At 52.9% G+C, this 24,957-nt stretch carries 23 protein-coding genes; 5 read left to right on the forward strand and 18 right to left on the reverse strand.

The window, feature by feature from the left end; translation table 11 throughout:
* Positions 1–2 precede the first annotated feature (2 nt).
* The gene (gene ulaB / locus FDW87_RS20565; protein ID WP_016151426.1) at positions 3–308 is read right to left on the reverse strand and encodes a PTS ascorbate transporter subunit IIB; all 306 of its coding nucleotides are present in this window, start codon (positions 306–308) and stop codon (positions 3–5) included.
* Positions 309–323: 15 nt separating this feature from the next.
* Entirely contained in the window at positions 324–1,721 is a 1,398-nt protein-coding gene (gene ulaA, locus FDW87_RS20570; RefSeq protein WP_016155515.1) for a PTS ascorbate transporter subunit IIC, read from the reverse strand.
* Between the two features lie 367 nt (positions 1,722–2,088).
* On the opposite strand from ulaA, the gene ulaG reads away from it, so the two are divergent.
* Positions 2,089–3,153: an L-ascorbate 6-phosphate lactonase gene (gene ulaG / locus FDW87_RS20575; protein ID WP_049282114.1), complete on the forward strand. Its 1,065-nt coding sequence runs from the start codon at positions 2,089–2,091 to the stop codon at positions 3,151–3,153.
* Between the two features lie 106 nt (positions 3,154–3,259).
* Complete coding sequence (ulaR, locus tag FDW87_RS20580; protein ID WP_003025646.1) at positions 3,260–4,015, forward strand: HTH-type transcriptional regulator UlaR; 756 nt, start codon at positions 3,260–3,262, stop codon at positions 4,013–4,015.
* Here ulaR and yjfP read toward each other — a convergent pair.
* Entirely contained in the window at positions 4,012–4,761 is a 750-nt protein-coding gene (yjfP, locus tag FDW87_RS20585; RefSeq protein ID WP_137380119.1) for an esterase, read from the reverse strand. The genes ulaR and yjfP overlap by 4 nt on opposite strands.
* A 181-nt stretch (positions 4,762–4,942) precedes the next feature.
* Between yjfP and bsmA the strand changes: the two genes are divergently transcribed.
* Both bsmA and yjfN read left to right on the forward strand, forming a co-directional pair.
* Entirely contained in the window at positions 4,943–5,272 is a 330-nt protein-coding gene (gene bsmA / locus FDW87_RS20590; protein ID WP_029139740.1) for a biofilm peroxide resistance protein BsmA, read from the forward strand.
* A gap of 147 nt (positions 5,273–5,419) precedes the next feature.
* The gene (yjfN, locus tag FDW87_RS20595) at positions 5,420–5,695 is read left to right on the forward strand and encodes a DUF1471 family protease activator YjfN (RefSeq protein ID WP_016151420.1); all 276 of its coding nucleotides are present in this window, start codon (positions 5,420–5,422) and stop codon (positions 5,693–5,695) included.
* An 85-nt stretch (positions 5,696–5,780) separates the two neighbouring features.
* Here the strand turns inward: yjfN and FDW87_RS20600 are convergent, their stop codons facing one another.
* The 15 genes from FDW87_RS20600 to nnr all read right to left on the reverse strand — a co-directional run bounded on the left by FDW87_RS20600 (position 5,781) and on the right by nnr (position 23,500).
* A complete protein-coding gene (locus FDW87_RS20600) occupies positions 5,781–7,403 on the reverse strand; it encodes an isovaleryl-CoA dehydrogenase (RefSeq protein WP_137380120.1) in 1,623 nt (540 codons plus the stop codon).
* Between the two features lie 129 nt (positions 7,404–7,532).
* Positions 7,533–8,264 carry a 23S rRNA (guanosine(2251)-2'-O)-methyltransferase RlmB gene (rlmB, locus tag FDW87_RS20605; RefSeq protein ID WP_003830482.1) on the reverse strand — a complete coding sequence of 244 codons (732 nt, stop codon included), beginning with the start codon at positions 8,262–8,264 and terminating at the stop codon, positions 7,533–7,535.
* Between the two features lie 70 nt (positions 8,265–8,334).
* Positions 8,335–10,797 carry a ribonuclease R gene (gene rnr / locus FDW87_RS20610; RefSeq protein ID WP_047500007.1) on the reverse strand — a complete coding sequence of 821 codons (2,463 nt, stop codon included), beginning with the start codon at positions 10,795–10,797 and terminating at the stop codon, positions 8,335–8,337.
* Positions 10,798–10,835: 38 nt separating this feature from the next.
* On the reverse strand, positions 10,836–11,261 hold the full coding sequence (gene nsrR / locus FDW87_RS20615; RefSeq protein ID WP_003025609.1) for a nitric oxide-sensing transcriptional repressor NsrR: 426 nt from the start codon (positions 11,259–11,261) through the stop codon (positions 10,836–10,838).
* 216 nt (positions 11,262–11,477) lie between these two features.
* A complete protein-coding gene (purA, locus tag FDW87_RS20620) occupies positions 11,478–12,776 on the reverse strand; it encodes an adenylosuccinate synthase (protein WP_003025606.1) in 1,299 nt (432 codons plus the stop codon).
* Positions 12,777–12,878: 102 nt separating this feature from the next.
* Positions 12,879–13,076 (reverse strand): DUF2065 family protein, encoded by a 198-nt coding sequence (locus FDW87_RS20625; protein WP_137380121.1) that lies wholly within the window; start codon positions 13,074–13,076, stop codon positions 12,879–12,881.
* Positions 13,077–13,158: 82 nt separating this feature from the next.
* Entirely contained in the window at positions 13,159–14,163 is a 1,005-nt protein-coding gene (hflC, locus tag FDW87_RS20630) for a protease modulator HflC (RefSeq protein ID WP_016155510.1), read from the reverse strand.
* Between the two features lie 2 nt (positions 14,164–14,165).
* Positions 14,166–15,419, reverse strand: coding sequence for an FtsH protease activity modulator HflK (gene hflK / locus FDW87_RS20635; protein WP_016151416.1), 1,254 nt, complete (start codon positions 15,417–15,419; stop codon positions 14,166–14,168).
* Between the two features lie 189 nt (positions 15,420–15,608).
* Positions 15,609–16,889, reverse strand: a complete 1,281-nt coding sequence (hflX, locus tag FDW87_RS20640) for a ribosome rescue GTPase HflX (protein ID WP_016151415.1) — start codon at positions 16,887–16,889, stop codon at positions 15,609–15,611.
* A gap of 74 nt (positions 16,890–16,963) precedes the next feature.
* Positions 16,964–17,272, reverse strand: coding sequence for an RNA chaperone Hfq (gene hfq, locus FDW87_RS20645; protein WP_003025584.1), 309 nt, complete (start codon positions 17,270–17,272; stop codon positions 16,964–16,966).
* Between the two features lie 84 nt (positions 17,273–17,356).
* Complete coding sequence (miaA, locus tag FDW87_RS20650) at positions 17,357–18,307, reverse strand: tRNA (adenosine(37)-N6)-dimethylallyltransferase MiaA (RefSeq protein WP_016151413.1); 951 nt, start codon at positions 18,305–18,307, stop codon at positions 17,357–17,359.
* A complete protein-coding gene (gene mutL, locus FDW87_RS20655) occupies positions 18,300–20,162 on the reverse strand; it encodes a DNA mismatch repair endonuclease MutL (protein ID WP_049041783.1) in 1,863 nt (620 codons plus the stop codon). Before mutL ends, miaA begins: the two co-directional genes overlap by 8 nt.
* 9 nt (positions 20,163–20,171) lie before the next feature.
* Positions 20,172–21,503, reverse strand: a complete 1,332-nt coding sequence (gene amiB, locus FDW87_RS20660) for an N-acetylmuramoyl-L-alanine amidase AmiB (protein ID WP_065554875.1) — start codon at positions 21,501–21,503, stop codon at positions 20,172–20,174.
* A 16-nt stretch (positions 21,504–21,519) separates the two neighbouring features.
* Positions 21,520–21,981 (reverse strand): tRNA (adenosine(37)-N6)-threonylcarbamoyltransferase complex ATPase subunit type 1 TsaE, encoded by a 462-nt coding sequence (gene tsaE / locus FDW87_RS20665; protein WP_016151410.1) that lies wholly within the window; start codon positions 21,979–21,981, stop codon positions 21,520–21,522.
* On the reverse strand, positions 21,953–23,500 hold the full coding sequence (gene nnr / locus FDW87_RS20670; RefSeq protein ID WP_029139739.1) for a bifunctional ADP-dependent NAD(P)H-hydrate dehydratase/NAD(P)H-hydrate epimerase: 1,548 nt from the start codon (positions 23,498–23,500) through the stop codon (positions 21,953–21,955). The genes tsaE and nnr overlap by 29 nt, the downstream gene beginning before the upstream one ends.
* On the opposite strand from nnr, the gene queG reads away from it, so the two are divergent.
* Entirely contained in the window at positions 23,499–24,638 is a 1,140-nt protein-coding gene (gene queG, locus FDW87_RS20675; RefSeq protein ID WP_137352216.1) for a tRNA epoxyqueuosine(34) reductase QueG, read from the forward strand. The two genes, nnr and queG, sit on opposite strands and share 2 nt — an antisense overlap.
* Positions 24,639–24,957: the final 319 nt, after the last annotated feature.

A 24,957-nucleotide genomic window follows, 5' to 3' on the forward strand; every position in this document is an offset into this window, starting at 1 on the left:
CCTTACTTCACGTCCTGTGGGAAATGCGCGTTGATCACTTCCAGCAGTTTTGGTCCAAAATCGGCGGGAGACAGCATGTTGCGTACGCCAACAACATATTTATTGCCCGATACGGTAATCTCACCGGCGATATGGGTAGAAGCGATGATGATATCCGCGCCGCTCAGTTCACTTTTGTATTCGCCTACTGCGCAACTGTTTACCGTATGGTCAATATTTGACTGGGTTAAAAACTGATCCACCTTCATCTTCATGATCATGGAACTCCCCTGCCCATTGCCACATACAGCCAAAATACGTACGGTCATAATCGGAACTCCTTATTAAGCAGAGTGTTCTGCCAGTTGTTTTTCTGCGTCTTCCTCAGCGCGCAAGGTGCGTCCTGCGAAAAACATATAAGCCAGTGCAATCAGAATAATGACGGCCATAAACACGATGCCGATGGAGGCAAAGCCCTGCATCATCGGCGGCGCCAGAATTGACCAGTCCGCCATGCCCATCCAGGCGCTCATCCCGGTGAGCTTCACCGCCCAGACGCAGCCGAAGATTTCGATCATCCCCATCACCAGGCAAATCTTGAGTGCCGCGCGCCAGCCGCCAAAGTGGTTAGCAAACACGCCGATAGTCGCGTTCGAGAAGAACATCGGAATAAAGCCAGGGATAATCAGAATAGAAGAGCCGCAACCCACCAGGATGCCCACCGCAATCAGTTGGCCGATGGTGCCCCACATAAAGCCCCAGACCACCGCGTTGGGCGCAAAGCTATAAATCGCCGCGCAGTCGATAGCCAGCACTGCACCCGGGATCAGACGTTGAGAGATACCGTTGAACGCTTCTGAAAGCTCAGCCACGAACATACGTACGCCCTGAGTGATGATGAAAATAGCGACGGCAAACGAAAAACCGGTCTGCAGGATATAGACCGTCCAGTGAGTTTTACCCGCCATCGCCTGAACTACATCAATGCCGAAAGAGAGCAGGATCGCGCCGAAGAAGAGGGTCATAACAATCGCGGTAGAAACGATGTTGTCATGGAAGATATTCAGCCAGCCCGGCAGCTTCAGATCTTCAACACTCTCCTCTTTCTTACCCAGATAAGGCGCGACTTTGTAGGCAATCCATGAAGCGAACTGCTGCTGGTGACCGATGGAGAAACCGCAGCCGTCTGTCACTTCCTGCGTCGGCTTGTACATCATATTGGAAGTAATGCCCCAGTAGAGGGACACCAGCACCGCGGTGCAGATGATGGTGGTCCACATCGGGTAACCAAAGATGTAGAGAGAGACGGCAATCAGGCCCGCCTGCTGGAACATAATGTGGCCGGTCAGCATGATGGTGCGAATGCCGGTAATACGCCGTAGCAGTACGTAACAAATATTCAGCGCCAGCGCCAACAACACCGCATAACCCACCCAACTATAGGCATCGCCCATACGTTCGATGGTTGCCATCATGGAGGCATAGGTATCGGAAATCGCACCATTGATACCGTAAACTTCGGACATCTTTGCCACCACCGGTTTAAACGTGCTGGTCAGAATGCCCGATCCCGCTTGCAGCAACATAAAACCGATAATCGTTTTGATCGTGCCTTTGATAATAACGCTGACGCTTTTACGCAGCAGGATGTAACCAAGACAGGTCACAATACCCAACAGCAAGGGCGCGTTGGTCATAACCTGATTAAAAAAGACGGTAAAGATGTTGTAGAGGATCTCCATAACGATCTCCAGTAGACGAAGTTGCTGAACATTCATTACAGATGCCCAGGATGTTGTGCCCTCACTCTAATTTTCAAAAGTAATCACAACAAGATTGAATTTGATTAAATGTGATGCAGTACGCAAATAATTCACACACTTGCAGAGTGGCTTTACTTCTAATTAATCACTTCCAAAATAAACTCTATTAAAACAATAAAATACAAAGCAAACACTCAAGTAAACCATCCTGTCACGCTGTGATTTGCTCACATTTCCCCGCTGAACACCAAAAATCAACGCATTGCCTTCTTGAAAAAATGATGTCAATATCAATCAAAACAAATCATAAATTGACTTAATCTGAATAAATATGAAGGTAAATGCGATGAGTAAAGTAAAAAGCATCACGCGTGAATCATGGATCCTGAGCACATTCCCGGAGTGGGGAAGTTGGCTGAATGAAGAGATCGAACAGGAGCAGGTCGCCCCGGGCACATTCGCTATGTGGTGGCTTGGCTGTACCGGCATCTGGCTGAAGTCGGAAGGCGGGACGAACATTTGCGTCGATTTCTGGTGCGGAACGGGTAAACAGAGTCACGGTAACCCGCTAATGAAAACCGGCCACCAGATGCAACGCATGGCTGGGGTGAAGAAACTGCAGCCAAACCTGCGCACCACGCCGTTTGTTCTTGATCCGTTTGCAATTCGACAGATCGATGCGGTGCTGGCGACACACGATCATAACGATCACATCGACGTGAATGTCGCGGCCGCCGTCATGCAAAACTGCGCCGATGACGTGCCATTTATCGGGCCGCAAACCTGTGTGGATCTGTGGATGGGTTGGGGTGTGCCAAAAGAGCGCTGCATCGTGGTAAAACCAGGCGATGTGGTGAAAGTGAAAGATATTGAAATTCATGCGCTTGACGCGTTTGATCGTACGGCATTAATCACGCTGCCTGCCGATCAAAAAGCGGCAGGTGTGCTGCCGGATGGTATGGATGCACGTGCGGTAAACTACCTGTTCAAAACACCGGGCGGTACGCTGTACCACAGCGGAGACTCGCACTACTCTAACTACTACGCAAAGCATGGCAACGAGCACCAGATCGACGTTGCGCTCGGCTCCTATGGTGAGAATCCGCGCGGGATTACGGACAAAATGACCAGCTCCGACATGCTGCGCATGGCGGAAGCGTTGAATACGAAAGTGGTGATCCCTTTCCATCATGACATCTGGTCAAACTTCCAGGCCGACCCTCAGGAGATCCGCGTACTGTGGGAGATGAAAAAAGATCGACTGAAGTATGGCTTTAAGCCGTTTATCTGGCAGGTGGGCGGTAAGTTCACCTGGCCGCTGGACAAAGATAACTTTGAATATCACTATCCGCGCGGCTTTGATGACTGCTTCACGATTGAACCGGATCTGCCGTTTAAATCCTTCTTGTGACCCCTACAAAATGCCGGTCTATTCCGGCATTTTTTCCCATTTACTTTAGTATTTCCAGGCTATTTCAAATATCATCTTTTCAAATCAATTTGTATCGGAATAGCTCATGACTGAAGCACAAAGACATCAAATATTGCTGGATATGCTGGCGCAGTTGGGCTTTGTTACCGTTGAGAACGTGATTGAGCGTCTGGGGATTTCACCAGCCACAGCACGCCGGGACATCAATAAACTCGACGAAAGCGGCAAACTCAAGAAAGTCCGCAATGGCGCAGAAGCCATCACCCAGCAACGTCCGCGCTGGACACCTATGAATCTGCATCAGGCGCAGAACCACGATGAAAAAGTTCGCATTGCCAAGGCCGCATCCCAGCTTGTAAATGCGGGTGAAAGCGTGGTGATCAACTGCGGATCAACCGCCTTCCTGCTTGGTCGTGAAATGTGCGGCAAGCCAGTGCAGATCATCACCAATTATCTGCCGCTGGCGAACTATCTGATCGACCAGGAACATGACAGCGTGATCATCATGGGAGGGCAATACAACAAAAGCCAGTCCATCACGCTTAGTCCGCAAGGCAGCGAAAATAGCCTGTATGCCGGACACTGGATGTTTACCAGCGGTAAAGGGTTGACCGCGGACGGACTGTATAAAACCGATATGCTAACCGCGATGGCTGAGCAGAAGATGCTTAACGTAGTGGGTAAACTGGTGGTGCTGGTCGATAGCAGTAAGGTCGGTGAACGCGCGGGGATGCTGTTCAGTCGCGCCGATCAAATCGATATGCTCATTACCGGCAAAAACGCTAACCCTGAGATTCTGCAACAACTTGAAGCTCAGGGCGTAAGCATAATGCGCGTTTAAAGGTGCTGGCGAAAAAACGTTACCGTCGCAGCCAGCGCCTCTGGCGTGATGCGGTGGCGCACGCCCGCTTCCCACAGGCAGGTTAAATTGTTATCCAGCCCTGCCTGAATCAGCGCCTGCTGTAAGCGGAAGGTTTCAACCGCGGGCACCACATCGTCCTCCTGTCCATGCCACAACAGCAACGGTCGGTCGGCCAGGCGTTGTAGTTGATGCGTAACGTCCCATTCGGCGAGCGGTGCGATAACGGCATCGAACTCTGCCTGCTGCTCTGGCGTCTGGACCCGTAAAGGGGGAAAAAGCGTCTGTGCAAGACGGGTAAAATAGCCCGAACCCATCAGGCTGGCTACACATTTAACCTCGGGATGGCGGGTCATAATGCCCAACGCCGTCATGCCTCCCATCGACGCCCCCGCAACAGCAAGTCTTTCATCTGATAGCCAATTTTCCGCCACCAGCGCCGCACGTAACGTCGTAAACTCCTGCATGTTTTGCTGCAATATATGCCAGAAGCGGAACATTCGCTCCTGAGCATCACCGTTGAAGCGGGCACCATGGTCGGGCGCATCTGGCATGACAACCCGGAATCCGGCCTGAGCCAGAGCAACGGCAAAATAGCTATAGACCAGACTTGAAGATGTAAACCCGTGATAGAAAATAATGCAAGGGAGTGAACACTCGCGTTTACCAGTCGGAACGGCGTGCAGGACAGGGATACCAGCCAACTGTCGTGTTTCAATTTCAATCATTTGTCGCCTCTTTTTTTCTGGTATGCCATGCAGCAATACTTAACGCAAGCGAATGTGTTCAGCAATGATTCATAATGTTGAGAACTGGGTTACGCTTTCGCAACATTTTCATTCGAAAATCGCGTGAGAGATAACACTTCGGGAACATTCCCCTAAAGGGAAATTGATAAGGCACTACACTATGGCTATCAGGAAACGAGATAGAGTTATGCGTCGGTTTGCCTCTTTATTGCTGGTGATGCTTTTAAGCGCCTGTAGCGTGCTACAGGGAACGCCGCAACCCGCACCGCCCGTTGCCGACCACCCGCAGGAGATCCGCCGTGACCAGAGTAATGGGTTACAGCGAATAGGAACGGTCAGCGCACTGGTAAGAGGCTCTCCGGATGATGCGCTGGCAGAGATCCGTGACAAAGCCGTCGCGGCTAAAGCTGATTACTACGTGGTTTTATTAGTGGATGAAACCATCGTGACAGGCCAATGGTATTCACAAGCTATTTTGTATCGTAAATAACATTGGGTTGGAATTTAGTCAGCTTTACATTGCTTTGCGCCGCTATGCGTTTACCTGTGCACAATAAACCAACAGCAGGAAGCTTGAGGTTTATGATCGCGATGGAATGCCCTGCCGTGTGTAGGGGTACGAATAATGGAGCTGACGATGAAACAATCACTTGCCTTATCCTCACTGCTGCTTTCTGCCGGACTGGTAGGTACTACGGCGCAGTCTGCCGAGTTCGCCAGTGCTGACTGCGTTACAGGCCTGAACGAAATTGGCCTGATATCTGTCAGTAACATTGCAGGGAATCCGCAGGATGTAGAACGAGTAGTCGCGTTAAAAGCGGATGAACAGGGTGCCTCATGGTATCGGATCATTCAGATGTACGAAGACCAGCAGCCCGACAACTGGCGCGTACAGGCCATACTCTATGCTTAACAGATTGCCGGATGGCGTAAACTTATCCGGCCTACATTGAATGTAGGCATGATAAGGCGCGCCAGCGTCGCCATCAGGCATATTACTACCGTAATCCCCCCGTTGCCCGCAGGAGCAAGTCATTCAGCACCTGTTCGGACAATCGTAGTCCACCACGCGTATCGAGCATCATTTGACACCAGGCCTGCGCCACTGGCGGAGAGGCATAGCGCAACATCTGCGCCCCGCAACCGAGCAGGAAAAGCTGCTGCGTAATCTCCCGTCCCAACTCCTCGCTGGGTTTACGTAAACGCTGCTGTAGTTGACGTACCATTCGATCGTAATGTCGGTCTTGCCCTTTTACCTCAGCAAAGGCTTCGCTGAGCATATCGTATATGCCGGGTTGTTTTGTCAGCACCCGCAATACATCGAGGCACATAATGTTGCCAGAGCCCTCCCAGATACTGTTTACCGGCATCTCACGATACAGGCGCGGCAACTCACTCTCCTCGCAGTAGCCAATCCCGCCGAGCACTTCCATCGCCTCTGCAACAAACGGCATACCGGCCTTGCAAACAGAGAATTTCGCTGCTGGTGTGAACAACCTGGCCCACAGAGATTCTTTGACATCAGCGCGACGGTCCCAGGCTCGCGCCAGTCGGAACAGTAACGCCGTCTGACCTTCCAGTTGGAGCGCCATCCGACCTAATACCTGGCGCATCATCGGCTGTTCGATCAATGGTTTGCCAAAAACCTGTCGCTGATGCGCATGATAAATCGCGACAGAAAAAGCACGTCGCATCATGCCATGACTGCCGAGTGCACAGTCAAAACGCGTCATCCCCCCCATTTTCAGGATATGACGTATACCTTCCCCTTCTTCACCCAATAGCCAGCCAATCGCATCGTGGAATTCAACCTCGCAGCTGGCGTTGGAGCGATTGCCTAACTTATCTTTCAGCCGCTCCAGACGGATAGCATTACGCTGCCCGTCTGGTAAAAATCGCGGTACAAAAAAGCAGGATAAGCCTCCCTTTGCCTGGGCCAGTACCAAATGGGCATCGCTTTGCGGCACGGAGAAAAACCACTTATGTCCCACCAGCCGATACGAGCCGTCTGTAAGACGTTCTGCCTGAGTGGTATTGCTTAGCACATCTGACCCCCCCTGCTTCTCGGTCATTCCCATGCCGATCAATAACCCACGCTTTTGCCCTCCGGGCAGTAAATGCGAGTCATAACGGTCGCTTAGCAGCGGCGTAAACCAGTCGTGAAAGGGTGCAGGTAACATCTGAAGTAACAACGGCGTGGCGGCAAAAGTCATGGTAACCGGACACAACGTGCCCGCTTCCACCTGCGCATGCAGGATGAAACGGGCTGCCCGGGCGACAAATGTTCCCTGCCTCGCGTCTTCTTCCCAGGCCAGATTATGTACGCGATTGGCGCACAATCCCTGCATCAGCAAATGCCAGGCAGGATGAAAACGCACATCATCCAGCCGCTGACCCTGCGAGTCGTAGCGCAACAACTCGGGTGGAAAAGCATTGGCCAGACGGCCAAGCTCGAGCGACTCGGCAGTCCCTAGCTGCTGACCAATACTGGCGAGAAGATCGCTGTCCCAGCCAGCGCCTTCACGGATAACCGCTTCACACAGCGCGCCATCGGACAGATATAAGTTGCTGTTATTGAGCGGTACAGGTTGGTTAAAAACGGTATGCGTTTGCCAGTGCATTGTGTCTCCCTCCGTCAATGGCCGTCACCTTAAGTATGGTCAGGCAGAGGGCTGCACGCATGGGACAACGGTCACAAAAAAGCCATCCCGAAGGATGGCTTGAGAGAAGAGAGAAATGAGGGAGATAGTTTAGCCGCGCTGGCGTACAGCCTCAAACAGGCAGATGCCCGTCGCAACTGAAACGTTCAGCGACGAAACGCTCCCAGCCATCGGGATGCTGATCAGTTCGTCACAGTGTTCGCGGGTCAAACGACGCATACCTTCACCCTCTGCGCCCATCACCAGCGCCAGACGTCCGGTCATTTTGCTCTGGTAGAGAGTATGGTCAGCTTCACCTGCGGTTCCGACGATCCAGATATTCTCTTCCTGCAGCATACGCATAGTGCGCGCCAGGTTGGTCACACGGATCAGCGGTACGCTTTCTGCCGCGCCGCAGGCCACTTTTTTCGCCGTTGCATTCAACTGCGCAGAACGATCCTTCGGTACGATAACAGCATGGACGCCAGCAGCATCGGCGCTACGCAGGCATGCCCCCAGGTTATGCGGATCGGTAACACCATCGAGGATCAAAAAGAACGGCTGATCGAGCGTAGCAATCAGATCCGGCAGATCGTTTTCCTGATACTGACGACCCGGTTTCACGCGAGCAATAATTCCCTGATGTACCGCACCCTCGCTTTTCTCATCCAGGAACTGACGGTTAGCCAGCTGAATGACAACACCCTGTGCTTCCAGTGCGTGGATCAGCGGCAGCAGGCGTTTATCTTCACGACCTTTGAGAATAAAGACGTCCTGGAAGCGCTCAGGCGCACGTTCCAGCAGAGCCTGCACCGCATGGATGCCGTAAATCATTTCACTCATGAATGTACTCGTTAATAGTTTATGCGTAACGCGGGCAACGCGAGGTTGCCCGACTTACTGTTTATGGCTGTTATTGCGCGACTTTCTTTTTCGTCGCGCGTTTAGCTTTGGTGGCGGCAGCGATTTTAAGCGTTTTTGCCGATGGCTTTTTCGCTTTTTTATCGCCTTTCTTCTCAGCCGTTTTTTTATCGGCCTGAGGTTTGGCTCTGCCTTTCTTCTCGCCGCGGAAAGCGCTATCCGGCTCGAAATTTACTTTTTTGCCCATCTGACGACGCTTACCGGTATTTTTACCCGCATCGCTTTTTTTCGCTTTTTCACGCGCGGTTTTACCTTCATTGCGCGGTGCACGCTCGCTGGAGATCAAACTGAAGTCGATTTTACGCTCGTCCATGTTGACCGCTTCCACGCGAACTTCCACGCGATCGCCCAGGCGATACATTTGACCGCTGGATTCCCCCGTCAGACGCTGCCCAACCTGGTCAAAACGATAGTAGTCGTTATCCAGGGAGGAGACATGCACCAGACCGTCGATAAACAGCTCATCAAGACGGACGAAGAAACCAAACCCGGTCACGCTGGCGATCACGCCTTTGAAGACATTACCTACCTGATCCAGCATGAAGTCGCACTTCAGCCAGTCAGAGACGTCGCGTGTGGCTTCGTCAGCACGGCGCTCGGCCATCGAACAGTGTTGACCCAGCTGCAGCATCTCTTCCATCGAATAATGGTAGCCACCCGTTTCCGTGGTGTTGCCTTTATGGCCCTGCTCCTGCGCCAGCAGATACTTAATCGCCCGGTGCAAGGAGAGATCCGGGTAACGACGGATCGGCGAGGTGAAGTGTGCATAAGATTGCAACGCAAGGCCAAAGTGACCGCGGTTTTCCGGATCGTAAATCGCCTGCTTCATTGAACGCAGCAGCATAGTTTGCAGCATTTCTGCGTCAGGACGGTCAGCAATCGACTCCAGCAGTTCAGCGTAATCACGCGGCTCGGGTTTATTACCACCAGGCAGCTCCAGCCCCAGCTCCGCCAACACCGAACGGAACGAATTAATCGCTTCGGTCGTCGGCTTATCGTGAATACGGAACAGTGCCGGCTCTTTGGCTTTCTCAACGAATCGCGCCGCTGAGATGTTCGCCATGATCATGCACTCTTCAATCAGTTTGTGCGCGTCATTACGCTGCGTCTGCTCAATACGCTCAATACGGCGTTCAGCATTGAAGATAAACTTCGCTTCTTCACTTTCAAACGAGATACCGCCACGCTCTTCACGCGCTTTATCCAGCACTTTGTAGAGGTTATGCAGCTCTTCAATGTGTTTAACCAACGGCGCGTACTGCTCACGCAGTTCCTGATCGCCCTGCAGCATGTGCCAGACCTTGGTGTAGGTCAGACGCGCATGGGAGCTCATAACCGCTTCGTAGAATTTAAAGCCTGTTAAGCGGCCTTTCGAAGAAATGGTCATTTCACAGACCATACACAGCCTGTCCACCTGCGGGTTGAGCGAACACAATCCGTTAGACAGCACTTCCGGTAGCATCGGAACAACCTGCGATGGAAAGTAGACGGATGTGCCACGGCTGCGCGCTTCCTGGTCCAGCGGAGTCGGCGGGCGAACGTAATAGCTTACGTCAGCAATCGCCACCCATAAACGCCAGCCGCCGCCGCGCTTCTTCTCGCAGTAAACCGCATCATCGAAGTCACGCGCATCTTCACCATCGATAGTGACCAGCGGCAGGGAGCGCAGATCGACACGTCCGGCTTTCGCTTCTTCCGGCACTTCTTCTTTCAGTCCGGCGACCTGTTTTTCGACCGCCTGAGGCCAGATATACGGGATTTCATGAGTACGCAGTGCCATATCAACGGCCATGCTGGTTCCCATGTTGTCGCCCAGGACTTCAACAATTTTACCCACCGCTTTAGTGCGACGCGTCGGACGCTGGGTCAGCTCAACCACGACCACAAAACCCATACGAGCACCCATCACCTCTTCCGGCGGGATCAGGATATCAAAGCTCAGGCGGCTGTCGTCAGGGACGACAAACCCAACGCCAGCGTCGGTGAAGTAGCGACCGACAATCTGGCTGGTTTTCGGCACCAGTACGCGCACAATACGCGCTTCGCGACGACCTTTACGGTCCGCGCCCAGCGGCTGTGCCAACACCTGATCGCCATGAATACAGGTTTTCATCTGCTCGCTGGACAGGTACAGGTCATCTTTGCGGCCTTCAACGCGCAGAAAGCCGTAGCCATCACGGTGGCCAATAACGGTACCTTTCAGCAGGTCAAGACGCTCCGGCAGCGCATAGCACTGACGACGAGTGAAGACCAGTTGCCCGTCACGCTCCATGGCGCGCAGGCGGCGACGCAGCGCTTCTTGCTGCTCTTCACCTTCAATGTTGAGTTCAGCAGCCAGCTCATCGCGGTTGGCCGGTTTTTCACGTTTAGTTAAATGTTCGAGGATAAATTCCCGGCTCGGGATAGGATTCGCGTATTTTTCTGCTTCGCGTTCCTGGAAAGGATCTTGTGACATCGAGGTTCCTCCATTGTCAGCTCTGATGAAGATTTTCGTCACTCCACCAGCAATAATTTATAAAGCGGTTGATTCTCTTCAACCAAATCAGCAAGTGTGTAGTTGTCCAGTTCCGTGAGAAAACTTTGCACTGCCTTAGAAAGCGCCTGTTTAAGTCGACAGGCTGGGGTAATGTGGCAAAACTCGCTGCTACAATTGACCAACGATAGTGGTTCCAGCTCGCGAACCACATCACCAATACCAATATCCTTAGCTGGTTTACCCAGGCGGATACCGCCATTTTTTCCTCGAATAGCAGTAACGAAGCCCGCACGGCTAAGTTGATTGATTATTTTGACCATATGATTACGGGACACGCCGTAGACTTCTGTCACCTCAGAAATACTGGTCATACGTCCTTCGGGAAGTGACGCCATGTAGATTAGCGCACGTAATCCGTAATCGGTGAAACTTGTTAACTGCACATCAACCTCAGGAAAAGGGATAAAACGGATAAACCTGGTGGTATTAATTACATTGATGATAAACCAGCCACCAGCCAGGTCGCTAATTTATTTCAGTTCAGGAAGGAAAAAAGCGAGGAACTTACGTGATTTTAAGCCGGATTATGATGCAAAGCGCCTCATCCGGCCTAAGATAGTGCAAGCGCAGCGCCATTCGACGCCACGCTATAACCAGAATTATGCGTCGAACGGGTCGCGCAGGATCATGGTTTCAGTACGGTCTGGGCCAGTTGAGATAATATCAATCGGCACACCGGTCAGTTCTTCAATACGCTTGATGTAGTTCAGTGCTGCCTGCGGCAGACCGCTACGTTCCTTCACACCGAAGGTGGATTCAGACCAGCCCGGCATGGTTTCGTAGATCGGCTCGATACCTTTCCAGTCGTCTGCAGCCAGCGGGGTAGTCGTTACTTCACGGCCATCCGGCATACGATAAGCGACACAGATTTTCACCTCTTTCAAACCGTCCAGTACGTCCAGTTTGGTCAGGCAGAAGCCAGACAGGGAGTTAATCTGTACTGCACGGCGTACAGCAACGGAGTCCAGCCAACCGGTGCGACGACGACGACCGGTGGTCGCGCCATACTCGTTACCTTGTTTGCACAGGAACTCGCCAACGTCATCAAACAGCTCAGTCGGGAACGGACCCGCGCCTACACGTGTAGAGTAAGCTTTGATGATACCCAGAACGTAATCCACATACCGTGGACCCAGGCCGGAGCCAGTCGCCACGCCACCTGCGGTGGTGTTGGAAGACGTTACGTACGGATAGGTACCGTGGTCGATATCCAGCAGGGTACCCTGTGCGCCTTCGAACATGACGAAATCGCCACGCTTACGCGCCTGGTCCAGCAGATCGGAAACATCAACAACCATAGAGGTCAGGATGTCGGCAATCGCCATCACATCATCCAGCACTTTCTGGTAGTCAACTGCTTCAACTTTATAGAAATTCACCAACTGGAAGTTGTGATATTCCATCACTTCTTTCAGTTTTTCAGCGAAGGTTGCTTTATCAAACAGATCGCCAACGCGCAGACCGCGACGAGCTACTTTGTCTTCATAAGCCGGACCGATGCCACGACCGGTAGTACCGATCGCTTTCTCGCCACGCGCTTTCTCACGAGCATTATCCAACGCAACGTGATAATCAAGGATCAGCGGACAAGCTTCAGACAACAGCAGGCGCTCGCGAACCGGGATGCCACGATCTTCCAGTCCTTTCATTTCTTTCATCAGCGCGGACGGAGACAGTACAACACCGTTACCGATGATGCTGATGACATTCTCGCGAAGAATACCTGATGGAATAAGATGGAGGACGGTTTTTTCACCGTTGATTACGAGAGTATGGCCTGCGTTGTGACCACCCTGGTAGCGCACAACATATTTAGCCCGTTCAGTCAGAAGATCGACGATCTTCCCTTTACCTTCGTCACCCCATTGGGTGCCCAGTACGACGACGTTGTTACCCATTTTTCAAAATCACCGTTTGCTTAAAAATGGATTCTACCACCGCTTTTTCAGATATACAGCACTTTTTGCATGCGAAAATCCGCAAAATAGGCTACTTATTGATCAGCCAATCGTTTTCCTCAACATGTAGTAGACCACAACGCCCGCAACCACAAGACCTCCACCAAAACGACGCAAAGTATTTTCGGGAAGTTGTGCCATTGCGGAAATTATTTTCTTCCACGCACGGGGATAAAGCATAGGGCCCGGGCCTTCCAGCACCAAAACCAGCGCGAGCGCCAGCAAAATTGTTGAATTCATCCATCGTCCTTTTATAAAAAGAAAACCACCGCATCCATGGGGATGCCGGTGGTTTTGCTGGTTTAAAACCGCTGGAACTTTATTAGCGTGTCGTAGTGCTCGGTGTCTTCATGTAGCGGAAGAAATCGCTGTCCGGGCTCATGACCATCACGTCCTGGTTGCCTTCGAAGCTCTTCTCGTAAGCTCGCAGGCTACGGATGAAGGCGTAGAAGTCAGGATCCTGGCTGAACGCATCGGCAAACAGTTTAGCGGCTTCTGCATCGCCTTCACCGCGCATGATGCGGCCCTGACGCTCAGATTCTGCCAGCGTTTTGGTCACTTCATAATCCGCCGTGGCACGCAGTTTTTCCGCTTCTTCCTGACCTTGTGAACGATGGCGACGTGCTACCGCTTCACGCTCAGCGCGCATACGGTTGTAGATAGCCTCAGACACTTCAGCAGGCAGGTTGATTTGCTTGATACGCACGTCAACCACTTCGATGCCCAATGCCGCCATACTGTTCGGGTTGATGACCGGTACTTTACCGTTTGTTTCAGCCTGAACACGCTCAGCCGCTTCGGCAATCGCGCTATCTGCCGCCGGAGTCGCGACTTCATCTTCCGTGCCAGCAGAACCGGAGTTCAGCGCATCACGAACTTCCAGCGTCAGACGACCGCGGGAATCGGTAACGATGTCTTTCACGTCCAGACGACCAATTTCAGAACGCAGACGGTCAGAGAACTTACGTTTCAGCAGGACTTCTGCCTGAGAAACATCGCCACCGCCCGTTGCCAGGTAGTAACGGCTAAAGTCACTGATGCGCCACTTAATGTAGGAGTCAACGATCAGGTCTTTCTTCTCTTTGGTAACAAAGCGATCGGCCTGGTTGTCCATGGTCTGAATACGCGCATCCAGCATCTTCACAGATTCAATAAACGGAATCTTGAAGTGCAGGCCTGGTGCAACAACCAGCGGCTTGTTTTCATCGTCACGCAGAACTTTACCAAAGCGCAGAGTAATCCCGCGCTCGCCTTCTTTGACCACAAAGACAGACATGAACAGAACTACCAGAACGATGATGATAATCGCAATAACTGACTTACGCATCGTTATTCCCCCTGACGCTGGTAGTCGTTACGCTGCGCGTTCGCGCGGCGTTGGTCCATAATATCGCCCTGACTGGTGGACGAGGTATTGCTTGCTCCAGTGCCGGACGTCGTTGCTGGCGGCAGACGCAGCAGGTTTGAACTGCTGTCACTCTTTGCTGCTGGCGCACTACCGCCTTTCAGCATTTGATCCAGCGGCAGAACCATCAGATTGCTGCCCTTATCGTTAACCAGGACTTTGCGGGTATTGCTCAGCACTTTTTCCATGGTTTCGATATACAGACGCTCGCGAGTAATTTGCGGTGCGGCTTTATATTCCGGCAGAATTTTTGCGAAACGAGCCACTTCACCCTGTGCTTCCAGGATGGTTCGCGTTTTGTAAGCACGCGCTTCTTCCAGAATACGCTGCGCCTGACCGTTAGCACGTGGCTGAACTTCGTTGGTGTACGCTTCTGCTTCACGGATGTACTGCTGCTCGTTTTCACGTGCTGCAATGGCATCGTCAAACGCGGCTTTTACTTCTTCCGGCGGACGTGCTGCCTGGAAGTTGACGTCCAGCAGGGTGATACCCATGTTGTACGGACGGATCGTTTCTTCCAGTTCACGCTGGGTATCGCTACGAATAACGGTACGCCCTTCGGTCAGGATACGGTCCATGGTGTATTTACCGATAACCCCACGCAGGGCGCTGTCGGTTGCCTGACGCAGACTGTCATCCGCGCTGGTTACGCTAAACAGGTAACGCTGCGGATCGGTCACGCGGTACTGCACGTTCATTTCAACGCGTACGACGTTTTCGTCAGAGGTCAGCATCACGCCGGATGCGGCAAGTTCACGCACGGCTTCCACGTTGACCGGGGTCACTTCGTCGACAAAGGTCGGTTTCCAGTTCAGACCCGGTTCAACCAAATGGCTGAATTTACCGAAGCGTGTCACCACGCCGCGTTCCGCTTCTTTAATGGTGTAGAAACCGCTGGCCGCCCAGATAATGACGATAGCTGCCGCTGCGATAGTAAAGACTCGACCACCCAATTGCGGACGCGGGCCTTGCGATGAGCTACCGCCGCCAGAACCAGCACCTTTACCGCCACCCAGACCACCGAGCTTTTTACTCAGTTTGCGGAAGATATCATCCAGATCGGGAGGTCCCTGATCGCGACCACCTTTGTTTCCATTTCCCTCAGGGTTGCCGCCAGGTTTGCTGCTTCCCCACGGGTCGCGGTCTTGTCCGTTATTACCGGGCTGATTCCACGCCATTTTTGTGCTCCATATTTGTTATGCGATGCTATACCTGCGTATTTTGCGCTGCCGATGCGTTGGCTACGCCCCTTAATCTCAGTCACATAGTTGACTATGCTCCTGAAGATTTCAGGACTTGCCACCTTCATGCTGCACAAAACCCACAAGGTATAGAGGCGAAAAAATCTTCAGGCCATATCCGTCAGGTCAGACAATATAGTCTTCCAGTGCCGGTTCTTGTTTACAGAGGCGACGCCAGTCTACGATCGGCATACGAACCTGCAGACCCACGCTGCCGTCCTCCTCCATCCACTCTCTTTCTATTGCCTGAAGTTGGTAAAACCGGCTTCTCAGACGCCCTTCCTGCGGCGGCAAACGCAACGTGTGCTGCGCCACCTCACCGGAAAGTCGCTCAGTCAAAGCCTGAAAAAGCTGTGGTATACCTATTCCCGTTTGCGCTGAAACCCAAACGCGAATGGGTTTATTCTCTTCATCTCTGTCGATACGTGGTTCAAAATCATCCAGCATATCGATTTTATTCATCACCAGCAGAGTCGGGATCTCATGCGCATCGATCTCTTCGAGCACCGTGTCGACGGCCTCGATGTTTTCCTGCACACGAAAATCTGCAGCATCAATAACATGCAGCAGCAATGTCGCCTGACGCGTTTCCTGCAGGGTGGCTTTAAACGCCGCCACCAGGTCGTGCGGCAAATGACGGATAAACCCTACGGTATCCGCCAGCACGGTTTCACCGACGTCCGCTACGTCTATACGGCGCAGCGTTGGGTCCAGGGTTGCAAACAGCTGATCCGCTGCGTAAACCCGGGCTTCGGTGATCTGGTTGAACAGGGTGGATTTTCCGGCGTTGGTATATCCCACCAGTGATACGGTTGGGACATCCGCTTTCTTGCGCGACTGTCGCCCCTGCTCACGTTGCTTTTCAACTTTTTCCAGGCGCGACTGTATTTGCAAAATGCGATTACGCAGCAAACGACGGTCGGTTTCGAGCTGGGTTTCACCCGGACCGCGCAAACCAATCCCGCCCTTTTGCCTTTCAAGGTGGGTCCAGCCACGGACCAGACGAGTAGCCATATGGCGCAACTGCGCCAGCTCAACCTGCAACTTACCCTCATGGGTGCGCGCACGCTGGGCAAAAATATCTAAAATAAGACCTGTCCTGTCGATAACAAGACACTGGCACAACTGTTCCAGGTTACGTTCCTGGGCGGGGCTTAGAGCATGATCAAAAATCACCACCGCAGCGCCAGTCGCTTTTACGGCTTCCGCAATTTCGATTGCCTTACCTTCACCAACAAAATACTTCGGGTGCGGTGCTTTACGGCTCCCGGTAATCACCTGCATTGCTTCGACACCGGCGGAAGAAACCAGAGATTCAAACTCCTGGAGGTCTTCCATATCTTTGTCTTGCGAAAAATAGATGTGTACCAGTACCGCCTGCTCACCGGCATCATAACGGTCAAACAAGCGTCAACCCCTTAATATATATCAACGGGGAACGCAGGATCGCTGGCTCCCCGTGTGTAAAACAGCTAACAACCTTATTCGGTTTCTTCGCTGTCCTGTTGCGCAGATGAACCTTGCGCGTTGCTACCGTGATGGTAGTTGCTGCCAGTACCGCCGGTGGCATTATTGCTGTGATGAGAAACCGGGCGAGACGGGACAACAGTAGAAATCGCGTGCTTATAAACCATCTGGCTGACCGTGTTTTTCAACAGGATCACGAACTGATCAAAAGACTCGATTTGACCTTGCAGCTTAATACCATTCACCAAATAAATAGAAACTGGAACACGTTCCCGACGCAGTGCGTTCAGGAACGGATCTTGTAAAGATTGCCCCTTAGCCATTCTCTCTTTTCCTTATATGCTTATTTGTACTTTGAACCTTTCGATTCTGAAAAATTGCGCACGATACGTTTCAATTGTACACATTCAGTTCGCGATAGCACCAACAACCTGTAATACTTCGTTTCGCGCCTGGTCAGGCTTTTCACTGTCAAGCCAGTGCACCCCTTCCCAACCACGCAACCAGGTTACCTGTCGCTTCGCCAACTGCCTCGTGGCGCAAACACCTCTATAAACCATTTCATCGTATGAAATTTCGCCTTCAATGTATGACCACATCTGGCGATACCCTACACAACGAATGGAAGGCAAATCCGTATGCAAATCTCCACGGGCAAATAGCGCCCGGACTTCTGCTTCAAAACCTGAAGCCAACATCTGATGAAAACGCTGCTCAATTCGCTGATGGAGCAGTTCACGGCTCGCCGGGGCGATAGCAAACTGATGCACCTGATACGGCAAAGCATCTCCTGACGTTTGCGTCAGCTCCGTTAAAGTTTTACCCGAAATGAAAAAAACTTCCAGTGCCCGGGAAAGTCTTTGCGGATCATTTGGATGAATACGCGCCGCAGCCACCGGATCTATTTCCTGAAGCTGTCGGTGTAACGCGTCCCACCCATGCTCTGCCGCCTGCTGCTCAATTCTGGCCCTGACTTCCGGATCTGCCGACGGTAACGGCGACAGCCCTTCAAGCAAGGCTTTGAAATATAACATTGTGCCGCCCACCAGCAGCGGAATACGCCCCGCGGCGGTGATATCAGCCATCTCGGCTAACGCATCGCGGCGAAAATCCGCAGCAGAGTACGCCTGGGACGGATCGCGGATATCCAGCAACCGGTGCGGCGCGGCCTGTAATTCATCTGCATCAGGCTTGGCTGTACCGATATCCATCCCCTTGTAAATAAGGGCGGAATCAACGCTTATCAACTCTACAGGCAAAACTTTACGCAATTCAATTGCCAGTGCCGTTTTACCGGAGGCCGTCGGCCCCATCAAAAAAATCGCCTTTGGCAGGCTCGCCTTACGGGTATCACTCATGTTTCAGGGCATTCATTACCGAATGTAAATCAACAGGTTGTAACAAACCACCCGGCGGCGCCTTCACGAGTTGTGGGCAAAGCCGCTCAACATCCGCTAACAGCGTAATCGCCTGAGCCATGCTCCACTGCGGATGCTCGCTAATCAGATTACGTGCAATCCACTGTGCAATATTGCCCGGTTCGAATTCGGACTGCTGCGCCAGGTAGCCTATCAGTTCAGGAATCAAGATTTGTAAATTTTGTTGGCGTAAGGGTAAAGGCACCGCCCGGATGGTCACATGCTGTGCATCCAGTTGAAATTCAATACCCAACTCAGCCAGTTGGCTCTGCCCTTTTTGCAGCGCCGCTTTTTCATCAGCGGTCACTTTTAGACGTAAAGGGATCAGTAACGGCTGAGCGCAAACGACGCCCTGGTCCGGCGTTAACTGCGCCTGACGTAGCCAACGTTCCGCCACCGGCAATGCCAGCAACCGAATGTGACCATCGCATTCGAGTAATGCGCAGTCCGTACCGACAATGGTTAGCACCCGCCCAAAGCCCTGACTGTTGCCGGTCAGAGGTGCTGATGGCGTTTCAGAAACCGGCGTTTTACGCGGCGGAACCGGCGTCTGTAGCAGTTGCTGATAAATCTCACCCTGCTGCTTTTGATATCCAGGTTGGGCATGAGGCCAGCTGGCCCCCGTCTGACGGCCACCACTACTGCCAGCGCCAGCAGATGCTGAGTAACGCGGCGTCGCAGGTTCACGCGCCGGGGCCGGTTCGGCAAAATGGTTACGCCCGGCCGCAACGCGGTTTTCCGGGATGTGCCTTGGGGCGGGCTCGTCGTCATCAGCCAACGGCAGCGGCGTTTCAAGCTGCTGTTGCAGGACGCTCAACACGCCCTGGTAAATAAAATCATGCACCAGGCGGGACTGATGAAAACGGACCTCATGTTTGGCGGGATGTACGTTAACATCCACCTGATGCGGGTCGATTTCCAGATACAGCACAAAAGCGGGCTGCTGATCGGCTCCCAGCTTATCTTCACAGGCCTGGCGGATAGCATGGTTGATCAACCGGTCGCGCATCATCCGGCCATTCACATAGCAGTACTGGATTTCCGCCAGCGCCGCCGTTGTGTGGTTAGGATCGGCCACCCAGCCGCGCAGCGTTAAATCGCCATGCTGCCATTCAATCGCCAGCGCATGTTCCAGAAACGGCGTGCCGCAAATCGCGCCCAGTCGGCGCTCTTGCTGCCCATCCGCAGCCACTGCCCGGTACTGACGCACCACTTTGCCGTTGTGCGACAAATTAATCGTCACATCAAAACGTGCCAGCGCAATGCGGCGGATTATTTCGTCGATATGATTAAATTCAGTTTTCTCGGTGCGCATAAACTTGCGCCGCGCCGGAGTGTTGTAGAACAGATCTAACACCTCCAGCGTGGTTCCCACCGGATGCGCAGCGGGTTTAACCGTCACATCCATGTCGCGCCCTTCGGCATAGGCTTGCCAGGCTTCAGGTTGTTCTTGCGTACGCGACGTCAGGGTTAAACGAGAAACGGAGCTGATACTGGCCAGCGCTTCGCCGCGAAACCCGAGGCTCACGATGGCTTCGAGATCGTCAAGCGAGGAAATTTTACTGGTGGCATGACGCGCCAGCGCCAGCGCCAGCTCGTCTTTTTTAATCCCGCAGCCGTTGTCACGAATACGGATAAGCTTCGCGCCGCCGCGCTCAATATCAATATCAATGCGCGTCGCACCGGCATCGATACTGTTTTCCACCAGCTCCTTCACCACTGACGCAGGCCGTTCTACCACCTCGCCTGCGGCAATCTGGTTCGCCAGCTGTGGCGGTAGAACCTGAATCGGCATGGCTAATCCTTAATTTGTTAACGTGTTACCAGGCGATACCGCACTGGCGGTTTGCGCCTGTGTGCCCTGAGGCCCGGTTTGCATCGGGTGCGCCTGGAAATAGTTACGCAATCCTTTGTAAATTGCCTCGGCCAGCTGCTGCTGGTAGTCATCACTCGCCAACAGACGCTCTTCGCTGTTGTTACTGATAAAGCCGGTTTCAACCAGCACTGACGGGATATCAGGCGAACGTAATACCCCAAGGCTGGCGTGTTCCGGACGACGCTTATGCATCGAGCCAATACGTTCTAACTGGCCGATCATGCTGGTCGCTACATCATACCCAACGCGTTGCGAATGACCGAACTGCAGATCCAACACGGCCTGGCTGAGATAAGGATCGGACTGGCTGTTTGCCAGCACATCGCCCGCCCCACCCAACAGTTCCGATTGCTTTTCGTGCTGTTCCAGCCAGCCGGCCATTTCACTGTTTGCCCGACGGTTTGACAGTACCCAGACGGAAGCACCAGTGGCATCCCGGTTTGGTGCGGCATCTGCATGAATAGAGACCAGGAAGTTGGCGTTTTGTTTACGCGCAACGTCTGAACGCCCCATCACCGAGATAAAGTAATCGCCATCACGGGTGAGTACGCCTTTAAACATCGGGTCATCATTGAGCAAACTGCGCAGTTTGCGCGCCACGGCAATCGTGACGTTTTTCTCACGTGTGCCACCGGGACCAATAGCGCCAGGATCCTGCCCGCCGTGTCCGGCATCAATGGCGATAACTACTTTTTCGCCGTTACTGGTACTGGCGCGCGCCGCAGGTCGTGTGGAGGTATTACTGTTGGTTACCATCGTGGTGCGATCGTTTTCCGCTTTAAACGGATTACGCGCAGGCTCGGCAGGGCGCGGGGCGATAACCGGCGCTTCAACACGCTTCGCAACCACTGGAGGTGGTGGAGGCGGCGGAGGCGCATCAGCTTTGATGGTAAACACGACGGTATAATTGCCGCCGTTCTGGCGTTTTACGGCTTCGGCTTTGCCGTTCTCGGTTAAATCCACAACCAGGCGCAGAGACTGCGCATCTTTTGGCGTGCCGGAACGGATAGATTTCACCAGATTATTGCCGCTAAACAGCAGCGGTAACCCCTGAATCACACCGGTTTGTTTAATATCCAACGCGACGGTTCGTTTCCCGTCCTGCGAAACTGCGTATTCAGGATCGCCAATAAAGCTCAGCGTAATCCGCGCTTGTTGATCGCCATTGGACACCTGAAGATCGGAGAGGCTGGCGGCCCCTGCCTGCGCGCACAGCAGGACCAGTGTTGCCATCAGCCAGTTTCTGATGCGATAAATCATCCCGCCACCCTTAAGGTTAATCGGCTAAACGCGCCAGCAATAAATCACCCGATGAGGAGACTGCGCTTATGCGCGCCTCTCGACCTTGCGCCTGATATTCAATGTGTATTTCGACGTCCGGGTCTGGCAGTACACCTTTACCTTGTTGCGGCCATTCCACCAGGCAGATGGCGTCATTGGCAAAATAATCGCGGATCCCCATAAATTCCAGCTCCTCTGGGTCCGCAAGTCGGTACAGATCGAAGTGATATACCATCAAATTATCGAGCGAATAGGGTTCAACCAGCGTATAGGTGGGGCTTTTTACATTTCCTTTGTGACCTAACGCCTGCAGGAATCCCCGGCTGAAAGTGGTTTTACCCGCCCCCAGGTCGCCGTACAAATAAATTACCGTCGCGCCATCACAGGCTTTGGCTACCCGCAGTCCCAGGTCTAAAGTCGCCTGCTCATCAGGTAGTGGAATTACTCGATTCATCATGATAAACGTCAATCACATCAGGGTTAACAATACGCTGTAGCGTGGTAAAGAGATCTGTCGCCAGCATGCCGCGCGTACCAAAACGCGCCGCCAGCACATCCGCCGCCGCACCGTGCGCGACACATCCCGCACATGCCGCATCATACGGGGTAAGCTTCTGTCCGAGCAATGCGCCAATAATACCGGAAAGCACATCACCCATTCCGCCGCTGGCCATTCCAGCATTGCCGGTATCAATAATACCCAATTCGGCCTGTTCGGCAGCAACAACCGTACCCGCGCCTTTCAGCACGACGACGCCTCCGTACCGTTTTACCAGACGTTGTGCACAAAGTAATCGATCGTCTTCAATTTCTGCAATGGAACAGCCCAGAAGTCGCGCGGCTTCACCAGGATGCGGCGTGATCACGCGATTGTGACGTTTATCGGGGTTGATTGCCAGCAGGTTCAGCGCATCCGCATCCCAGAGCATCGGTTTGCGAAAATTCTCTACCTTTTGCAGCGCTTTTTTACCCCACTCCTGCTGACCAAGCCCTGGTCCTATCACCACAACATCCGCCCACGCCAGGCTCTCTTCCAGAGTCTGCGGCGTCAGCGCATCGACCATCAGTTCCGGTCTGGCAGTCAGAATAGGCGCAATATTTTCACTTCGGGTCAGCACTTTGACCAACCCGGCTCCTGCACGCAGCGCCGCTTCACCGGCCATGCGTATTGCGCCAGCCGTGCCGTGGTCACCACCGATGATCACCAGCCGACCGTGGGAGCCTTTGTGCGAGGTGGGTCGACGCGGCGTTAACCAGTTTACAAGCTGTTGAGCATCAAACCGTTGCAGCGGCGCGTTCTGCCCCGCCAGCCAGTCGTCCAGTCCGAGTGCGTTAACATGCAGGCGTCCGGTGACATCGCGCGCTTTACCGGTTAGCAGACCAGGCTTTAACGCAATAAAGGTCACGGTGTGCGCAGCATTGATAACCGCGCCCGGCGCCGCGCCCGTCTGCGCCAGCAAGCCGGATGGAATGTCTATCGCCACGACAGGGGCAGGATGGTGATTGGCACGTTCGATCAATGCCGAGAGAGGCTCACGCGGCGCGTGTTTTAAGCCTGTGCCTGACAGCGCATCAATAATGACGTCCACGCGATCTGGCCAATTGATATCCGCAGCATGAATGACGCCACCGGCGTTAAGCCAGGCGTCGCGCGCCTGCTGTGCTTCCTCGGGGAACGCTTTATCACTCTCCTGTGCCAGCAACGTAATATCAAGACCCTGAGCTTTGGCAAGCCTTGCCACCACGTAACCATCACCACCGTTGTTGCCATGACCACATAGCACCAGCCAGTGCTGAGCGTTTGGATATGTCTTGCGGGTGACCTGAAACGCCGCCTCTCCCGCCCGTTGCATCAGCTCGTACAACGTCAGTCCTAAACTGTCTGCCGCCTCTCGCTCCATCCGCCTGATGTCATCGGCGTGCCAAATGGAGTGTGGTATACTTGCGGGGTTTTTCTTCATTGTATGGTCCGTCATGTCAGAGCCCCTCGATCTCAATCAGTTAGCGCAAAATATTAAGCAGTGGGGGCTGGAGCTTGGCTTTCAGCAGGTCGGTATTGCCGACACCGACCTCAGCGAAGCGGAGCCCAAACTGCAGGCCTGGCTGGATAAACACTATCACGGCGAGATGGACTGGATGGCCCGTCACGGCATGATGCGCGCCCGACCTCACGAATTATTACCCGGTACGTTACGTGTCATCAGCGTACGTATGAACTATCTTCCTGCCAATGCGGCCTTTGCCAGCACGTTGAAAAACCCCACTCTGGGTTACGTCAGCCGTTACGCGCTTGGGCGCGACTACCATAAACTGCTGCGTAACCGCTTAAAAAAGCTGGGAGAGAGGATTCAACAGCACTGCGTTTCGCTGAATTTTAGACCTTTTGTCGATTCTGCGCCCATTCTTGAGCGTCCATTAGCGGAAAAAGCCGGGCTTGGCTGGACAGGTAAGCACTCACTTATCCTCAATCGCGCAGCCGGTTCATTTTTCTTTCTCGGGGAATTACTGATCGATTTGCCCCTGCCGGTCGACAACCCAGTAGAAGAAGGATGCGGGAAATGCGTCGCCTGTATGACCATCTGTCCCACCGGGGCCATCGTTGAACCCTACACGGTAGATGCGCGCCGCTGTATCTCTTATCTCACTATCGAACTGGAAGGCCCGATCCCGGAAGAATTTCGTCCTCTGTTGGGGAATCGAATTTACGGCTGCGATGATTGCCAACTCATTTGCCCGTGGAACCGTTACTCTCAGTTGACGACAGAGGATGACTTCAACACACGCAAACAGCTTCATGCTCCGGAGTTAATAGAGCTGTTTAGCTGGAGCGAAGCGTGGTTTTTAAAAGTCACGGAGGGGTCTGCTATTCGTCGTATTGGTCACCTGCGCTGGCTGCGAAATATCGCCGTTGCGCTGGGTAATGCCCCATGGGATGAAGCCGTTATTCACGCGCTGGAAAGTCGCAGAGGTGAGCACCCACTTCTCGACGAACACATAGAGTGGGCGGTTGCTCAGCAAATCGAGAAGCGAAATGCCTGCGTAGTTGAAGTGCAGTTACCGAAGAAACAACGTTTGGTCAGGGTCATTGAAAAGGGTCTGCCGCGTGACGCTTAAGTCATCCACAGCTTGTGTATAAAAATAAAAACACATTGATATTCAAGAGGGAAAAAATCGTCAAGTGATCGTATTAACAATTTGAAATGATAATTAATTCAATATTTTCAAAGAGTTAAAATGATACTATTCACCCGACTAAGTTTTTTGCATTCCAGGAATAATACCCGAACCTGTGGATAAGTCTGTTTACAAGAGTATGTCAATGACGAAACAAAACGTCCCCAACGTATTTATTCGCTGTGGATATTTTTATTGGTGTAAGAATTTGGAGCGGGAAACGAGACTCGAACTCGCGACCCCGACCTTGGCAAGGTCG

It is taken from the genome of Citrobacter sp. wls826 (assembly GCF_005281245.1).
Taxonomy (GTDB): domain Bacteria; phylum Pseudomonadota; class Gammaproteobacteria; order Enterobacterales; family Enterobacteriaceae; genus Citrobacter; species Citrobacter braakii.

Excerpts from the sequence above, each read along its gene's own strand:
- ulaB (WP_016151426.1), bottom strand. The coding sequence starts at position 308 with ATGACCGTACGTATTTTGGCTGTATGTGGCAATGGGCAGGGGAGTTCC.
- ulaA (WP_016155515.1), bottom strand. The coding sequence starts at position 1,721 with ATGGAGATCCTCTACAACATCTTTACCGTCTTTTTTAATCAGGTTATG.
- ulaG (WP_049282114.1), top strand. The coding sequence starts at position 2,089 with ATGAGTAAAGTAAAAAGCATCACGCGTGAATCATGGATCCTGAGCACA.
- ulaR (WP_003025646.1), top strand. The coding sequence starts at position 3,260 with ATGACTGAAGCACAAAGACATCAAATATTGCTGGATATGCTGGCGCAG.
- yjfP (WP_137380119.1), bottom strand. The coding sequence starts at position 4,761 with ATGATTGAAATTGAAACACGACAGTTGGCTGGTATCCCTGTCCTGCAC.
- bsmA (WP_029139740.1), top strand. The coding sequence starts at position 4,943 with ATGGCTATCAGGAAACGAGATAGAGTTATGCGTCGGTTTGCCTCTTTA.
- yjfN (WP_016151420.1), top strand. The coding sequence starts at position 5,420 with ATGAAACAATCACTTGCCTTATCCTCACTGCTGCTTTCTGCCGGACTG.
- FDW87_RS20600 (WP_137380120.1), bottom strand. The coding sequence starts at position 7,403 with ATGCACTGGCAAACGCATACCGTTTTTAACCAACCTGTACCGCTCAAT.
- rlmB (WP_003830482.1), bottom strand. The coding sequence starts at position 8,264 with ATGAGTGAAATGATTTACGGCATCCATGCGGTGCAGGCTCTGCTGGAA.
- rnr (WP_047500007.1), bottom strand. The coding sequence starts at position 10,797 with ATGTCACAAGATCCTTTCCAGGAACGCGAAGCAGAAAAATACGCGAAT.
- purA (WP_003025606.1), bottom strand. The coding sequence starts at position 12,776 with ATGGGTAACAACGTCGTCGTACTGGGCACCCAATGGGGTGACGAAGGT.
- FDW87_RS20625 (WP_137380121.1), bottom strand. The coding sequence starts at position 13,076 with ATGAATTCAACAATTTTGCTGGCGCTCGCGCTGGTTTTGGTGCTGGAA.
- hflC (WP_016155510.1), bottom strand. The coding sequence starts at position 14,163 with ATGCGTAAGTCAGTTATTGCGATTATCATCATCGTTCTGGTAGTTCTG.
- hflK (WP_016151416.1), bottom strand. The coding sequence starts at position 15,419 with ATGGCGTGGAATCAGCCCGGTAATAACGGACAAGACCGCGACCCGTGG.
- hfq (WP_003025584.1), bottom strand. The coding sequence starts at position 17,272 with ATGGCTAAGGGGCAATCTTTACAAGATCCGTTCCTGAACGCACTGCGT.
- miaA (WP_016151413.1), bottom strand. The coding sequence starts at position 18,307 with ATGAGTGATACCCGTAAGGCGAGCCTGCCAAAGGCGATTTTTTTGATG.
- mutL (WP_049041783.1), bottom strand. The coding sequence starts at position 20,162 with ATGCCGATTCAGGTTCTACCGCCACAGCTGGCGAACCAGATTGCCGCA.
- amiB (WP_065554875.1), bottom strand. The coding sequence starts at position 21,503 with ATGATTTATCGCATCAGAAACTGGCTGATGGCAACACTGGTCCTGCTG.
- tsaE (WP_016151410.1), bottom strand. The coding sequence starts at position 21,981 with ATGATGAATCGAGTAATTCCACTACCTGATGAGCAGGCGACTTTAGAC.
- queG (WP_137352216.1), top strand. The coding sequence starts at position 23,499 with ATGTCAGAGCCCCTCGATCTCAATCAGTTAGCGCAAAATATTAAGCAG.
- nnr (WP_029139739.1), bottom strand. The coding sequence starts at position 23,500 with ATGACGGACCATACAATGAAGAAAAACCCCGCAAGTATACCACACTCC.